The following is a 13,778-nucleotide window of genomic DNA, read 5'->3' as shown; positions in this document are numbered from 1 at the left end:
GGCGGGTCGTGCGCGCTGCGCGGGCGCGCCGGTTGGTCTGCGTTAGGCTCAGTCTCCACCGCGCGGTATGCAATTGATACTTAGTGCATAACATTTACATAGGCGGCAGCGAGGCGGCGGATCGGACGTTGCGGCCGTGGGGCGGAAGCCGCGACCCAAACGCGCCACCACCGAGCGCGTGGCCGAGAAGGACGGCGGCGCCGGTCGCGGGATTTTTGCGGGCGCCCCTGCGCTACCATGAATGCGACGCATTCGACGAGAGGAGAGGCCAATGGAGGCCTACAAGCAGGAGTTCATCGATTTCATGGTCCAGAGCGACGTGCTGAAGTTTGGCGACTTCACGCTCAAGAGCGGCCGCAAGTCCCCGTTCTTCATGAACGCCGGCGCGTACGTGACGGGCGAGCAGCTCAGCCGACTGGGCAAGTACTACGCGCAGGCGATCCACGCAAACTTTGGCGACGACTTCGACGTGGTGTTTGGCCCGGCGTACAAGGGCATTCCCCTGGCCGTGGTGACGGCCATCGCGTACCACGAGCTGTACGGCAAGGAGGTGCGCTACTGCAGCGACCGCAAGGAGGTAAAGGACCACGGCGCGGACAAGGGCCAGCTCCTGGGCTACGAGCTGCATGACGGCGACCGCGTGGTGATCGTGGAGGACGTGACCACGTCAGGCAAGTCCATCGACGAGACGTACCCCAAGCTGAAGGCCGCCGCGGACGTGCAGGTCGTGGGCCTGATGGTGTCGCTCAATCGCATGGAGGTCGGCAAGGGCGGCAAGGTCACCGCCCAGCAGGAGATCCAGGAGCGCTACGGCTTCCCCGTCGCGTCAATCGTGACCATGGCGGAGGTCGTGGACGCGCTGTACGACCACGAGGTCGAGGGGCGCGTGGTGATCGACGACGCCCTGAAGGCGTCCATCGACGCATACTACGAGAAGTACGGCGTCAAGGAGTAGCAAGACGTCCGCAGGCTTTGGGCGGGGCGCAGCCGGCGTACGACGCACCGACACGCGCCCCGCAGCCATGTGAAAGGAAGGACCCCGCATGAGCGACGTTCTCGACCGCTTCCTGCGCTACTGCGCGGTGCCGTCGCAATCGAACCCCCTGACGGCCGACGATGTGCCCTCCACGGCAAGCCAGCTTGACATGGCAAACGTCGTGGCCCGGGACCTGCGCGAGCTTGGCGCCCAGGACGTGACCGTGACGCCAAGCGCCTACGTGACGGCGCACTGGCCCGCGAGCGCGGGCGCAGAGGAGCTGCCGGCGCTTGGCCTGTGCTGCCACCTGGACACCGCGTGGCAGACGTACGGGGACCCCGTGCGCCCGCAGGTGAGGCGCTACGAAGGCGGAACCCTGGCCATCGGGCGCGGTCGCGACGGGCGCGAGGTGTCCATAAGCCCAGACACGAACCCGCAGCTCGAGCACATGGTGGGCTGGGACCTGGTGACGAGCGACGGTACGTCGCTTTTGGGCGGCGACGACAAGGCCGGCATCGCCATGGTGGTGTCGCTGCTTGCGCGGCTGCGCAAGGACCCCGCGCTCCCCCACCCGCGGCTGGCAGTCGCCTTTGTCCCGGACGAGGAGATCGGCCATGGGGCGGCCCTTCTCGACCTGCGGGAGTTTGGCGCGGGCTTTGGCTACACCATCGACGGCGGACCCCTGGGCGAGTTCTGCTACGAGACGTTCAACGCCGCGGAGGCAAAGGTGCGCGCAAGCGGGACCTCCGTGCACACGGGCACGGCGAAGGGCATCATGGTGAACGCGTCCGAGGCCATCATGAGGTTCCACGCGATGATCCCCGCGCAGGAGCGGCCGGAGTACACCGAGGGCCACGAGGGCTTCTATTACCTCGAGCGGATGGAAGGCAACTGCGAGGAGGCGCGTGCCGACTACATCATTCGCGATCACGACCAGGCGAAGGTGGAGTCTCGCAAGGACGTGATGCGGCGCGCCGTGGACCTTGTGAACCAGACGTACGGCGGCGGGCGAGAAGTGCTGACCATCCAGATCGAGGACCAGTACCACAACCTGGCGGACGTGGTGACGCGCCCGGAGCACAGGCACCTGATAGAGAACGCCCGCACCGCGTACGCGAAGGTGGGGCAGGAGATGCGCTGCGTGCCCATGCGCGGCGGGACGGACGGCAGTCAGCTGAGCTTTAGGGGCTTTGCGTGCGCGAACCTCTCCGCGTGCTACTACAACGCGCATGGCGTGCGCGAGTTCGTGCCCGTGCCGGAGCTCGAGGCCATGGTGGACGTGCTGCAGGAGCTGGCGGCGCTGTACGCCCGGCCGCAGGCAGGCGCACGGTAGCAAGGCGCCGGGCGCCCGTCCTTGGGATGCATGGGACGGGCGCCCGGCGCAGCACGGGCACTGGCGGCGGCCTGCTTTGGGCCTAGCGGTTGGCCTTCAGCGTCGCGAACACCTTGGTGTTGTGGCGCTTCACGAACGAGATGAACTTGCCCTCCTGGTAGGCCAGGGCGGCGTTGCGCTGCTTGATGGGAACGAGCATCGCGGCCATCATGCGGGAGCGCGGGCGCGCCGCGACCACCGCGATCTGCGCGCGCTCGCTGTTGATCATGGCGTCGATCTGGGAGAGCTTGTCCTTCTCGCTCAGCTCGCACTTGGGGTTGCATACGTTCTCGATGCAGCCTACGAGGCGCTCTATGTAGCGGCGCTGGATCATCTCGTTGCTGGCGGCGTCGCCGGACAGGCCCCAGTGGCGGTAGAGGTCGAGCATCCAGGTGTGCTCCTCCTCGCGCTTCGCGTACATGTCCGGGCGCCAACGGGCGGTCTCGGACTCGCTGCGCTGGCGGATGAAGTGGTAGTACGGGCGGGACATGACGCCCACGCGCTGCACGTCGCGGATGAAGTCGAGCACGAAGGGGAAGTCGTCCCAGAACGTGGGACGGAAGCGAATGCCCAGGCGCTCGATGCGCTCGCGCAGGAACAGCTTGTTCCAGGGCGGATACAGCTGGTTCTGGTCGAACAGGCGAAACGCCGCCGCGCGGAACTCCTCCTGCGTTTGGTACACGGCGTCGGCGCACGCCTTGAGCTCCGTGGTGTGCTCGCCCGCGCTGCCGTAGTACGTGTCGATGTAGAAGCCCGAGATCGCAAGCTCCAGGCGGTTCTCCTGGGCAAACGCGTACATGTCCTCCAACATGCCCGGCTCGACCCAGTCGTCGGCGTCCATGAACATGACGTACTTCCCGCGCGCACGGTCGAGCGCGTAGTTGCGGGCCGCCGGGGCGCCGCCGTTCTGGCGGTGGTACACCGTCACGCGGATGTCACGCCCTGCGATGGAGTCCAGGATCTGCCCGGTGCGGTCGGTGGAGCCGTCGTCCACCACCAGGAGCTCGAAGTCGCGAAACGTCTGGTGCTGCAGGCTCTCGACGGCGCGCCGCACATACCCGTCCACGTTGTACGCCGGCATGATGACCGAAATTCCAGGCGTGTGAGGATCCATTCCGCAAGCTCTCCAAACGACGATTGGGCGACCGCGCCGCACGACGCGGCGGAAAAGTGCTGCAGGTCGAATTATCCCCTACCGTGCCTGGCGTCGTGTGGTGGAGCGGTGGAGTTCAATAACTGCACAAACCGCGGGGCAGGCCGGCGCGACGACGCTACGCCGCGGGCACCATGATTCCGATGTCCACCCCAAGCTGCGCGGAGTTCAGGACCGACCAGTTGCCGCCCGCGCCATCCGCCTCCTGGCTCGCCGGCGCGTCCATGCGCTTCAGGTTGTTCACGCCGATGGACTGCACCAGCTCGGCCACGTCCATCAGGTCGCCGGTGCTCATGTCCGTGTTGATGCTGTACAGCAGGTCGGCACCGTGGCTCAGAAGCGCGCTCACGCCGGCGCCCTTGTAGCTCTCGATCTTGTCCCACACGTCATTCGAGGCCAGCATGGCGTGGGTCATGCGCAGGTTCGCGGCCGTCGCCAGCGGCACGATGCACGCGGACGCGCCGGAGCCGGAGTACAGGTCCTGCAGGCGCACGTCAGCCTTGCCGTCGTTCACCTTGGTGTCCAGTGGGATGGTCACGAGCGTGCCCTTGCGCGCCGTGGCGTCCAGGCTCAGGATCTGGGCCTTCGTGAGCTTGGGCGACTTCGCGTTAACGTCGTCCACCGTGAGCACCAGCACGTTCGTGAAGGAGTCCTGCGACACGGTATAGCCGTCCGGGCTCGTCACCTGGCCCTGTGCCTGGAGCGACTTGCTCAGGGACTCGTTGCCCACGCTGATGGGCTTTTGTGCCTTCGCCCACAGCGTGCCCAGCAGCACCACCAGAAGCACGCCCACCGCCACCAGCACCGCTATGGCGATGGCGTTGCGATACGGACTGTAGCGAGGGACGTCCGTGCGCTCGAACCTCTCGCGCTGTCTAAATGGCATGCTTCCTCCCCAGGGCCGAATGCGCCCGAGGGCGCCCTATCAGAAGATGATACCTAATCCCGCGACCACAAGACCCAGAACTACGCCCACCACGTACACGAACGCCGTGATGACGAGGTTCTGCCGCATGTCGCGGTTGGTGCGGAACAGCACGAGCAGGCCCATGCCCCCAGAGACCAGAAGGCCGGCCATCATGGGGCCCGCCGCGAGCGACCCCTGCAGGTACAGCTGGGTGATCGCCACGGAGGCGCCGCAGTTGGGGATGAGCCCGATGAGCGCGGCGAGCATGGTGGCGCGCACGGGGTGGCTTCCCAGCACCTGGGCGATGGCGTCAGTGCCGGCTGCCTCGATCACGAAGCCAAACACCAGCGTCACCAGGAAGATGAAGAACGTGACCTCCGCCGTGTGCACCAGCGCGCTGCGCACGATGTGCCACACGCGACGCCCGCGCGACGTGCCATGGCCGTGGTCGTGCGCATGGCCATGGCCGTGAGCGTCGCCATGCGCCGCAGCCGTGGCGGCGTCCTTCTCGCCCGCGGCGCCCGCTTCGGGCGAGAAGAGCGCGCCATCCGCGTCCGAATCTATCTCCCCACAGTCGCAGTGGGCGGCCTCGCACAGCTCGGCGATGTGCGCGTGCCCGTCGCCCGCACGGTGCAGCGCGCGCAGCACGACGTCGACCGCAAGCCCCACGAGCATGCCCGCGACCACCTTGAAGCCGATGATCGCGAACATGCGGCCCGCCGGCTCCGCATGCGCCACGAACACGGGAATCATCTCGTCGGACGTCGCGAGGATGACGGAGACGAGCGTGCCCGCCGACACCACGCGCGCCGCGTACAGCGTGCCGGCCATCGCGGAGAAGCCGCACTGCGGCAGCGCGCCCAGCAGGGCGCCCACGATGGGGCCGGACTTGTCCGCACGCGCGATGATGCGCTCCGTGCGGCTGCCGGCCGTGTGCTCGAGCGCCTCCATCGCAAGGTAGGTGAGAAAGAGGAACGGAATCAGCTCTAGCGTGTCGTGCACGCTGTCCAGAAGTACGTCCATTATGATGCCTGGCGTCACGTGTGCTCCAAACTGTTTACATCTTTATGTCCAATGCAGCGCCGCCGGAACGTCCACATCGTCCCGTACCAACATATGAGCAGATGAACATATGTATTTACCTGCGCTTTTGTCGTAAAACGCGGAGTGCATTATAACCAAGGCGCGCAACGTGCGCCTTGGGCAAGAAAACTTCACACACGCTATTTTGAGTCGGCATGCATCGGACGCCAGCGCGGGGCGCATGGGCGCCGCGTTGGCGCGCAGGCCGCGCCGCCCGGACGCCGGCTACGGCTTGGCTACCTCCACGCCTCGAGCGCATCCGCGGGATAGTCGACCCGTTCGAACACGAGCCCCCTCGCCGGCGCCGTCGGTCCGGCGGCCGATCGGTCCCGCGCCGCAAGCGCGCCCTCGAGCCACGCGGTGTCGCGATGCCCGCGCCCCACCTCCACGAGCGAGCCCACGATGATCCTTACCATGTTGTGAAGGAACGCGTTGCCCGTCACGTCCACGGCAACAAGCTCCTCTCCCGCCTCGCGCACGCGGCTCACGCGCACGGAGGAAAGGCAGCGGCACGTTGATCGCCCGTCCGCCTCGAGCAGGTGCGCAGACGTCGCCTTGCAGAAGCTGCGGAAGTCATGCTCCCCCACAAGCACCTGAGCGGCCGCGTGCATCGCGTCCGCATCCAGCGCGGGCACGCTGCGCAGCCACCACGCGTGGCCCCATGCCAGCACGGGACGCGCCGGACCGCAGCAAATGCGATAGCGGTACGAGCGCTGCGTCGCATCAAACCTGGCGGAGAAGTTCTGCCCTCCCCGTCGGATCCCGCGTATGGAAAGGTCGTCTGGCGTAAGCGCAACAAGAGACGCCGTCAGACGCCGCGCCGGGCGCAGCAGCTCCTCCGCGGTCACCGGCACGCTCACCACCTGCCCAAGAGCGCTTACGCCCGCATCCGTGCGGCCCGCGCACTCCATGTCAACGTCACGCCTCAGCAGCGTCTGCAGCGCCTGGCGAAGCTCCCCGGCAACGGTGCGCTGGCCCGGCTGCTCCGCGTATCCGGCAAACCCCTCGCCGCGGTAGCCCAGCGTGATCGCAAGGGTCCCGGCAACCTGATCGCTTGGCAGCGCCAGCTCCCTCGTCGGCTCGATGTCGCCCGCGCAGATGCCACCCCGTGCCATGTCTTCGCGTTCCACGTCTGGCTCCGTTTCCTCCCAAGCGCAATCCGCCTCTGCACAATAGAAGCGATTGTAAGGCCATATTCGGCCCGTTCCAAAGTTAGCGTAAAGATACACGTCTTTCGTGCGAAACAACCGTCATTCGGCACCAGGTTCCGTCAGAGAGCCACAAGGCAGGCACGCTTCGGTCAACGCGCAGCCATCAGCCGGCATGCCAAGCACTTCTCGCCAATGCGCCATGCACCTTCGACAAGGCTTCGTAGCAAAAAGGGGCCCGCGCGTGCGAGCCCCCGGCAAAGCTATGTGCGATGTGGCGACAGCCTACTCCTCGGTGGTCTCCTCAGCAGCAGCCTCCTCGACCGGCTCCACCTTGGTGACGGTGGTCTCGGCCTTGGTGCCCTTCACCGGCTCGGTCACGAGCTCGATGATGACGACCTCGGCTGCGTCGCCCTTGCGGGGACCAAGCTTCATGATGCGGGTGTAGCCGCCGTTGCGGTCAGCCCACATGCCCTGAGCGGCCTTCTCGAAGACCTCGCGCACGACCTCCTTGTCGCCGACCTTGGCGATGGCAAGACGGCGGGAGTGCAGGTCGCCCTTCTTGGCCCACGTGATGACCTTGTCCACGTCGGGACGGATGGCCTTGGCGCGAACGTCGAGGGTCTTGATGCGGTCGTTGGCGAGGAGGGAAGCGACGAGGCTCCTCTTCATGGCCTTGGTGTGGCTGGCATCGGTGCCAAGCTTCATGCCACGCTTCTTGCTGTGTCTCATGGTCTAGATACTCCTAAGTGAAACTTGCGACTTGTCCTAGGCCTTGAGGCTAAGACCCATGGATTCGAGCTTGTCCTTGACTTCCTCGATGGACTTGACGCCAAAGTTGCGGATGTTGAGCAGGTCGTTCTCGGAGAACTCCACCAGCTGTCGGACGGAGTGGATGCCGGCGCGCTTGAGGCAGTTGTAGGAGCGGACGGAAAGGTCCAGGTCCTCGATCTGCTTGTCAAGCTCCGTGTTGTCCTCGACCTCGCCGGTGGCGAAGATGGAGGTGTCCTCGGCGGGCTCCTCCTCGTCAGCCAGGCTCATGAATGCGTTCATGTGCTGGTCGACGATGTTTGCGGCCTCGACCACCGCGTCGCGCGGCGAAACGGAGCCGTCCGTCTCGACCTCGAGGATCAGACGGTCATAGTTGGTGTGCTGGCCAACGCGGCAGGGCTCGACCGTCTTGGCGCAGCGGCGCACGGGCGAGAAGAGCGAGTCCACGTGGATGATGCCGATGGGGTCGCCCTCGCGCTCGTTGTCGTCGCCGGACACGTAGCCACGGCCGACGCCGATGCGCATCTGCATCGTAAGGTGAGCACCCTCGCCCAGCGTGCAGATGACGTGGTCCTTGTTCACGAGCTCGAACTCGGCCGGAACGTGGAAGTCCCCGCCGGTGACGGTGCACGGGCCGTCGATGCTGACGGTCGCCGTGGCCTCGTCGCCGGTGCCCATGCTCTTGAACACCAGGCCCTTGACGTTCAGGACGATGTCGGTGACGTCCTCGTAGGCGCCCTCGACGGTCGTGAACTCGTGCTGCACGCCATCAATCTGGATGGCCTCGACTGCCGCTCCCTCAAGGGACGACAGGAGAACGCGGCGAAGAGAGTTTCCGAGGGTATCTCCGTAGCCACGCTCCAGCGGCTCCGCGGTAACGCGGGCGAGATTCTCGGAAATCTCCTCGACCGACACCTGCGGTCGGATGAATTCGGACATGAAAACCTCCTACCGGTCCAGACTTACTTGGAGTAGAGCTCGACGATGAGCTGAGCGTCAATGTCAAGGTCGATCTGGTCGCGGACGGGGAGCTGCAGGACGGTGCCCTGGAGCTTCTCGATGTCCACCTCGAGCCACGCGGGAACCGCGACGTGCTCGGAGGAGATCAGGGCCTCCTTGATGGGGAGAAGGTCCTTGTACTTGGGGGCGACGGCAACGACATCGCCGGCCTTCACCTGGTAGGAGGGGATGTCGACGCGGTGGCCGTTCACGGTGATGTGGCCGTGACGGACGGTCTGACGGGCCTCCTTGCGGGTGCGAGCGAATCCAAGGCGGAAGATGACGTTGTCAAGACGGGACTCGAGGATGGTCATCAGGTTGTCGCCCGTGATGCCCTCGACCTTCTTGGCCTTGTCGTAGTAGCCGCGGAACTGCTTCTCCAGAACGCCATAGATGAACTTGGCCTTCTGCTTCTCGCGGAGCTGCTGGCCGTACTCGCTCTCCTGGCGACGACGACGCTGGTGCTCACCACGATTGCTCTTCTTGTTGTAGCCCATGGTCACGGGCTCGATGCCGAGCTGGCGGCACCTCTTGAGGACAGGGGTCCTATCAACTGCCATTGCTACTGTCCTTCCTTACTACACGCGACGACGCTTGCACGGACGGCAACCGTTGTGCGGAATGGGGGTCTTGTCCTGGATGCCCGAAACCTCGAGGCCGGCGGCCTGGAGGGAACGGATTGCGGTCTCGCGGCCGGAGCCGGGACCCTTCACGAACACAGCGACCCTGTGAAGGCCGTGCTCCATGGCTGCCTTGGCGCAGGCCTCAGCCGCGACCTGGGCGGCAAACGGGGTGGACTTGCGGGAGCCCTTGAAGCCGACGGTGCCACCGGACTGCCAGGCGATGACGTTGCCCTGGGGGTCGGTGATGGAGATGATCGTGTTGTTGAACGTGCTCTTGATGTGAGCCTGGCCCACAGCGATGTTCTTGCGGTCGGCGCGACGGACGCGCTGGGTGCCGCGCTGGTTCTTCTTCTGTGCCATTTATCTACTCCCTACCCGCGCTTCTTTGCACCGATCTGACGCTTCTTGCCCTTGCGGGTGCGAGCGTTGGTGTGGGTGCGCTGGCCGTGGACAGGAAGGCCCTTGCGGTGACGGAGGCCGCGGTAGCAGCCGATCTCCATCAGGCGGGCAACGTTCTGACGAACCTCGCGACGGAGGTCGCCCTCGGTGGTGAAGTTCGCGTCGATGTAGTCGCGAATCTTCGTCACGTCGTCCTCAGTGAGGTCCTTGACGCGGGTGTCGGGATTCACGCCAGTCTCAGCGCAGATCTTGGTAGCGCTGGTCTGACCGATGCCATAGAGATACGTAAGACCAACCTCAACGCGCTTCTCGCGGGGAAGGTCAACGCCGTTGATACGTGCCAACTTCGAGCTCCTCTCTTAGCCCTGACGCTGCTTGTGGCGAGGGTTCTCGCAGATCACGTAAACCTTGCCATGGCGACGAATGATCTTGCACTTGTCGCACATCTTCTTGACCGAAGGACGTACCTTCATTTTGCGTTTCCTTTCGGTAGTTCTAACACGAACTGGTGTTGCTCGACGCCTCAGGTGGTGCTAAGACGCCTCTATGTACTCGCCCAGCCGCAGGCGTGAATATCCAAGGCCGGATGCGCCCATGCGGACGCACGTCCACAAGGACTACTTGTAGCGATAGGTGATGCGACCCCTCGTGAGGTCGTACGGGGAAATCTCCACCACGACCTTGTCTCCCGGCAGGATGCGGATGTAGTTCATCCTGATCTTGCCCGAGATGGTGCAGAGGATCGTCTTTCCGTTCTCAAGCTCAACGTTGAACATTGCGTTGGGAAGGGGTTCGATGACCTTACCTTCCAGCTCGATTCCGCCTTGCTTTGCCACCTTGCCTACTTTCTCCCTGTGAATCACAGCGACTGAATATCATACATAAATCAACACAGCACGTCCACGACGCACTGATCGATTCATCTTTGGTGCACATATCGCCAGGCGAGAAGAGCCCGGCGCCGTGCTCCCCTATTCCTCTGAACCCACTTTGCCGCCTTGCATGCGGCACCACGGGCCAAACGAATCCTGGGTCAGGATGACGGGGCCATCCTTGGTGATGCCGATCGTGTTCTCGTAGTGCGCGGCCGGCAGGCCGTCGTCGGTCACGACGGTCCAGCCGTTCCGTCGTACGTGGGTCTGCGCAAGCCCCAGCGTGAGCATGGGCTCGATGGCGATCATCATGCCTACCTGCAGCAGGACCCCCCTGCCCTTCTTTCCGTAGTTCGGGACGTTCGGGTCCTCATGCATCGAGTGGCCCACGCCGTGACCCACGTAGTCGCGCACCACGCCGTAGCCGTTCTTCTCGGCCTTTGACTGGACTGCGTACCCAACGTCGCCAAGGCGATTGCCGGGCACTGCCTGCTCTATTGCGTCCTTGAGGCAGTCCCGCGCGCACTCGCACAGCCCCTTCACCTGGTCCGAGACCGTGCCGACGTAGAACGTCCACGCGTTGTCTCCGGCCCAGCCGGCCTTGTTCGCGCCCACGTCCACGGAAATGATGTCGCCGTCGCGAAGGAACACCTCAGGAGACGGAATGCCATGCACGACCTCGTCGTTGATGGAGGCGCAGATGCTTCCCGGGAAGCCGCCATAGCCCTTGAAGCCGGGCTTGGCGCCGTTCTGCCTTATGAACCCCTCGACCGCCTGGTCAATCTGCTTCGTGCTCGTCCCCGGCTTGGCCAAGGACCCCGCAAGGCGCAGCGCCCTCTTGGAGAGGTCGCCTGCGCTCGCGCGGTACGTGTCCATGTCCAGCTGGGACTTGATGTGGATCATAGGCCAAGGAGCACCTTGACGTCGGCGTATACCTCGTCGACGGGACGGTCTCCGTCAACCTCCTTAAGGATGCCATGCTCGCGGTAGTAGCCAACGAGCGGGGCGGTCTGGCTCTCGTAGGTGTCCAGGCGCTTCTTGATGGTCTCTGGCTTGTCATCGTCGCGCTGGTACATCTCGCCACCGCAGCGGGGGCAGACGTCCACGCCGGCGCCGGCGGTATAGCCGCAGGAACGGCACGTGCGCCTAGAGCTCAGACGCTTGATGATTACGTCGGCCTTCACGTCCACAAGAAGCGCCGCGTCAAGCGCGATGCCCATGCCGGCAAGCTCCTTGTCCAGAACCTCGGCCTGCGCCGTGTTGCGCGGGAAGCCGTCGAGAATGAAGCCCTTCTGTGCATCATCCTGCGCAAGACGCTCCTTCACCAGGTCGATCACCAGCTGATCGGGAACGAGCTTGCCTGCGTCCATGTACCCCTTGGCCTCTACGCCGAGCTTGGACTGGGCCTTGACGGCCGCACGAAGCAGGTCGCCCGTCGAGATGTGGGCCACGCCGTAGTCAGCGACGAGCTTCTGTGCCTGAGTTCCCTTGCCAGCGCCAGGGGCGCCGAGAAGGACGATCTTCATGGGTTTCCACCTTTCGCATAGCGTTGCGCCGTACCTTTCTCGACGCACCAACAACCCTAGTCTAGCCCCTAAGCAGGGCTCACGTAGCTTGCAACTTGAGAATTGATCGCGCGTTCTGGCAGACGGAGAGCCTGCACGGCCTCCACACGCAAAAGAGGAGGGGACCCGAAGGCCCCCTCCTCGTGTGGTTGCGCGTTCTACGCAGTCCGAAGGCTATTTGAAGAAGCCCTCGTAGTTGTGCATCTTCAGCTGGCTTTCGAGCTGAGAGATCGTGTCCATGGCCACGCCGACCATGATCAGAACCGAAGTTCCGCCAAAGGACTGCATCAGGGTGTTGCCCGTGATGGAGAACAGGATGGACGGAACGACGGCCAGCACTGCCATGAAGAGTGCACCTGGGAGCGTGATGTGATCAAGCACGCTCTTGATGTACTCGGCGGTGGCGTTGCCGGGGCGCACTCCCGGGATGAAGCCGCCTGCCTTGCGAAGCTGGTCGGCGGTCTCGTCGGGGTTGAACACCATAGAGGTGTAGAAGTACGCAAAGAACACGATGAGAAGAACGGAGAGCACCCAGTTCACCCAGCCGGAGGCAAGCGCATTCGCAACGAACTGAATCCACCCTACGTTGGGGAAGAAGACCGCAAGCTGCGCCGGCAGGTAAAGAAGCGCGGACGCGAAGATGATGGGCACGACACCTGCCGTGTTCACCTTGATCGGCAGGTAGGTGGACTGTCCACCCATAATCCTCCTGCCAACGACCCTCTTCGCATACTGAACCGGGATGCGACGCTGACCACGCTCGATGTAGACGATCACGGGGATGATCGCAATCATCACGAGAACGGTAATCAGCGTTATGACAGCTCCCGTGCTCGAGGTCTTAACCGAAGAGATCAACGCAGAGGGGAGGCCGGCCATGATGTTCGCGAAGATGATGAGCGACATACCGTTGCCGATGCCACGCTGCGTGATGACCTCGCCAAGCCACATGATGATTATGGCGCCGGTAAGAAGCACGCCAACGATCACGATGTCCTCGATGAACTCGGGGAACCCGAGCTGGGAGAAGTCGATGCCGTAGCTCTTAAAGAGGAAGAGGTAACCGATCGCGTTGATGAGCGCGAGACCAATCGTAAGGTAACGCGTATACTGCGTGATCTTGCGCTGACCGGACTCTCCCTCCTTCGCAAGCTCTCCAAGGGAGGGAATGACAGCCTGGAACATCTGCAGAATGATCTGCGCGGTGATGTAAGGCATGATTCCGAGGCTGAAGACGGAGACGCGGGAAAGGGCGCCACCAGAGAACAGGTTGAGCACCGCGATGGCACCGCTACCGGCGGCAGCCGTCTGGAACGCCTCGAGCATGCTCGCGAAGGGCACGCCCGGGGCGGGCAGATAGGCACCAAAGCGATACAGGGCGAGGATCCCGATGGTAATCAGAATCTTCTTCCTGAGCTCCGGAATGCGGAACGCATTTGCGATTCCCTTTAGCACGCCTGCTCGACCTTTCCTCCAGCCGCCTCAATCTTGGCCTTGGCGGAAGCGGAGACCTTGTCGACCTTGACGGTGAGCTTCTTGGTAATCTCGCCGTCGCCGAGGACCTTGACGGGGATGTAGTCGTGCTTGATGACGCCCTTGGCCATCAGGGACTCGCCGTCGACGGTCTCGCCGTCGGCGAAGAGGGCCTCGAGTCGAGCAACGTTCACGGGAGCGTACTCGACGCGGTTGTGGTTCACGAAGCCGGGAAGCTTCGGAAGGCGCATCGCGAGCTGGGTCTGGCCACCCTCGAAGCCAGCGCCCTTGCCGCCGCCGGAGCGGGAGAGCTGACCATTGGTGCCGCGACCAGCGGTGGTGCCGTGGCCAGAAGAGTTGCCGCGGCCGATGCGCTTGCGGGACTTCTTGGAGCCCTCCGCGGGGCGAAGATCATTGAGCTGCATTTGGTTGACTCC

At 64.1% G+C, this 13,778-nt stretch carries 17 protein-coding genes; 2 read left to right on the top strand and 15 right to left on the bottom strand.

Annotation, left to right across the window (positions count from 1 at the left end):
- Window positions 1–271: 271 nt before the first annotated feature.
- Together pyrE and pepT are read left to right on the top strand one after the other, a co-directional pair.
- Window positions 272–955, top strand: coding sequence for an orotate phosphoribosyltransferase (pyrE, locus tag ACTQWE_RS04865; protein WP_304138518.1), 684 nt, complete (start codon window positions 272–274; stop codon window positions 953–955).
- 88 nt (window positions 956–1,043) lie between these two features.
- Window positions 1,044–2,309: a peptidase T gene (gene pepT, locus ACTQWE_RS04860; RefSeq protein WP_170103944.1), complete on the top strand. Its 1,266-nt coding sequence runs from the start codon at window positions 1,044–1,046 to the stop codon at window positions 2,307–2,309.
- An 82-nt stretch (window positions 2,310–2,391) separates the two neighbouring features.
- Here the strand turns inward: pepT and ACTQWE_RS04855 are convergent, their stop codons facing one another.
- The 15 genes from ACTQWE_RS04855 to rplO form a co-directional block, all read right to left on the bottom strand.
- Window positions 2,392–3,462 carry a glycosyltransferase family 2 protein gene (locus tag ACTQWE_RS04855; protein WP_170103943.1) on the bottom strand — a complete coding sequence of 357 codons (1,071 nt, stop codon included), beginning with the start codon at window positions 3,460–3,462 and terminating at the stop codon, window positions 2,392–2,394.
- A 157-nt stretch (window positions 3,463–3,619) separates the two neighbouring features.
- On the bottom strand, window positions 3,620–4,387 hold the full coding sequence (locus ACTQWE_RS04850) for a hypothetical protein (protein WP_441921301.1): 768 nt from the start codon (window positions 4,385–4,387) through the stop codon (window positions 3,620–3,622).
- A gap of 39 nt (window positions 4,388–4,426) precedes the next feature.
- On the bottom strand, window positions 4,427–5,449 hold the full coding sequence (locus ACTQWE_RS04845) for a putative manganese transporter (protein ID WP_441921299.1): 1,023 nt from the start codon (window positions 5,447–5,449) through the stop codon (window positions 4,427–4,429).
- Between the two features lie 278 nt (window positions 5,450–5,727).
- The gene (truA, locus tag ACTQWE_RS04840; protein ID WP_441921297.1) at window positions 5,728–6,621 is read right to left on the bottom strand and encodes a tRNA pseudouridine(38-40) synthase TruA; all 894 of its coding nucleotides are present in this window, start codon (window positions 6,619–6,621) and stop codon (window positions 5,728–5,730) included.
- Between the two features lie 303 nt (window positions 6,622–6,924).
- Complete coding sequence (gene rplQ / locus ACTQWE_RS04835; protein ID WP_441921295.1) at window positions 6,925–7,371, bottom strand: 50S ribosomal protein L17; 447 nt, start codon at window positions 7,369–7,371, stop codon at window positions 6,925–6,927.
- A gap of 36 nt (window positions 7,372–7,407) precedes the next feature.
- Entirely contained in the window at window positions 7,408–8,349 is a 942-nt protein-coding gene (locus ACTQWE_RS04830) for a DNA-directed RNA polymerase subunit alpha (protein ID WP_090863610.1), read from the bottom strand.
- A 23-nt stretch (window positions 8,350–8,372) separates the two neighbouring features.
- Entirely contained in the window at window positions 8,373–8,969 is a 597-nt protein-coding gene (gene rpsD / locus ACTQWE_RS04825) for a 30S ribosomal protein S4 (protein ID WP_090863611.1), read from the bottom strand.
- 18 nt (window positions 8,970–8,987) lie between these two features.
- Complete coding sequence (gene rpsK, locus ACTQWE_RS04820; RefSeq protein ID WP_090847730.1) at window positions 8,988–9,392, bottom strand: 30S ribosomal protein S11; 405 nt, start codon at window positions 9,390–9,392, stop codon at window positions 8,988–8,990.
- An 11-nt stretch (window positions 9,393–9,403) separates the two neighbouring features.
- Complete coding sequence (rpsM, locus tag ACTQWE_RS04815; RefSeq protein ID WP_090847728.1) at window positions 9,404–9,775, bottom strand: 30S ribosomal protein S13; 372 nt, start codon at window positions 9,773–9,775, stop codon at window positions 9,404–9,406.
- A gap of 15 nt (window positions 9,776–9,790) precedes the next feature.
- Entirely contained in the window at window positions 9,791–9,904 is a 114-nt protein-coding gene (rpmJ, locus tag ACTQWE_RS04810; RefSeq protein WP_013252436.1) for a 50S ribosomal protein L36, read from the bottom strand.
- A gap of 144 nt (window positions 9,905–10,048) precedes the next feature.
- A complete protein-coding gene (gene infA / locus ACTQWE_RS04805) occupies window positions 10,049–10,267 on the bottom strand; it encodes a translation initiation factor IF-1 (RefSeq protein ID WP_170103939.1) in 219 nt (72 codons plus the stop codon).
- A gap of 135 nt (window positions 10,268–10,402) precedes the next feature.
- Complete coding sequence (gene map, locus ACTQWE_RS04800; protein ID WP_170103938.1) at window positions 10,403–11,206, bottom strand: type I methionyl aminopeptidase; 804 nt, start codon at window positions 11,204–11,206, stop codon at window positions 10,403–10,405.
- Window positions 11,203–11,829, bottom strand: a complete 627-nt coding sequence (locus ACTQWE_RS04795) for an adenylate kinase (RefSeq protein ID WP_170103937.1) — start codon at window positions 11,827–11,829, stop codon at window positions 11,203–11,205. Before ACTQWE_RS04795 ends, map begins: the two co-directional genes overlap by 4 nt.
- A gap of 213 nt (window positions 11,830–12,042) precedes the next feature.
- On the bottom strand, window positions 12,043–13,323 hold the full coding sequence (gene secY, locus ACTQWE_RS04790; protein WP_170103936.1) for a preprotein translocase subunit SecY: 1,281 nt from the start codon (window positions 13,321–13,323) through the stop codon (window positions 12,043–12,045).
- Window positions 13,317–13,766, bottom strand: coding sequence for a 50S ribosomal protein L15 (gene rplO / locus ACTQWE_RS04785; RefSeq protein WP_090847718.1), 450 nt, complete (start codon window positions 13,764–13,766; stop codon window positions 13,317–13,319). The genes secY and rplO overlap by 7 nt, the downstream gene beginning before the upstream one ends.
- Window positions 13,767–13,778: the final 12 nt, after the last annotated feature.

This window comes from Parafannyhessea sp. LCP19S3_B1 (assembly GCF_052121955.1).
Taxonomy (GTDB): Bacteria; Actinomycetota; Coriobacteriia; order Coriobacteriales; family Atopobiaceae; genus Parafannyhessea.
The sequence above is the reverse complement of the archived record's forward strand: the minus strand, read 5'-3'. Positions and strand labels throughout refer to the sequence as shown.

Bases quoted from the DNA above. Each gene is read 5' to 3' on its own strand.
- rpsD (WP_090863611.1), bottom strand. From the start codon at position 8,969: ATGGCAGTTGATAGGACCCCTGTCCTCAAGAGGTGCCGCCAGCTCGGC.
- ACTQWE_RS04795 (WP_170103937.1), bottom strand. From the start codon at position 11,829: ATGAAGATCGTCCTTCTCGGCGCCCCTGGCGCTGGCAAGGGAACTCAG.
- pepT (WP_170103944.1), top strand. From the start codon at position 1,044: ATGAGCGACGTTCTCGACCGCTTCCTGCGCTACTGCGCGGTGCCGTCG.
- pyrE (WP_304138518.1), top strand. From the start codon at position 272: ATGGAGGCCTACAAGCAGGAGTTCATCGATTTCATGGTCCAGAGCGAC.
- map (WP_170103938.1), bottom strand. From the start codon at position 11,206: ATGATCCACATCAAGTCCCAGCTGGACATGGACACGTACCGCGCGAGC.
- rpsK (WP_090847730.1), bottom strand. From the start codon at position 9,392: ATGGCACAGAAGAAGAACCAGCGCGGCACCCAGCGCGTCCGTCGCGCC.
- rplQ (WP_441921295.1), bottom strand. From the start codon at position 7,371: ATGAGACACAGCAAGAAGCGTGGCATGAAGCTTGGCACCGATGCCAGC.
- ACTQWE_RS04850 (WP_441921301.1), bottom strand. From the start codon at position 4,387: ATGCCATTTAGACAGCGCGAGAGGTTCGAGCGCACGGACGTCCCTCGC.
- ACTQWE_RS04855 (WP_170103943.1), bottom strand. From the start codon at position 3,462: ATGGATCCTCACACGCCTGGAATTTCGGTCATCATGCCGGCGTACAAC.
- rplO (WP_090847718.1), bottom strand. From the start codon at position 13,766: ATGCAGCTCAATGATCTTCGCCCCGCGGAGGGCTCCAAGAAGTCCCGC.
- rpmJ (WP_013252436.1), bottom strand. From the start codon at position 9,904: ATGAAGGTACGTCCTTCGGTCAAGAAGATGTGCGACAAGTGCAAGATC.
- ACTQWE_RS04830 (WP_090863610.1), bottom strand. From the start codon at position 8,349: ATGTCCGAATTCATCCGACCGCAGGTGTCGGTCGAGGAGATTTCCGAG.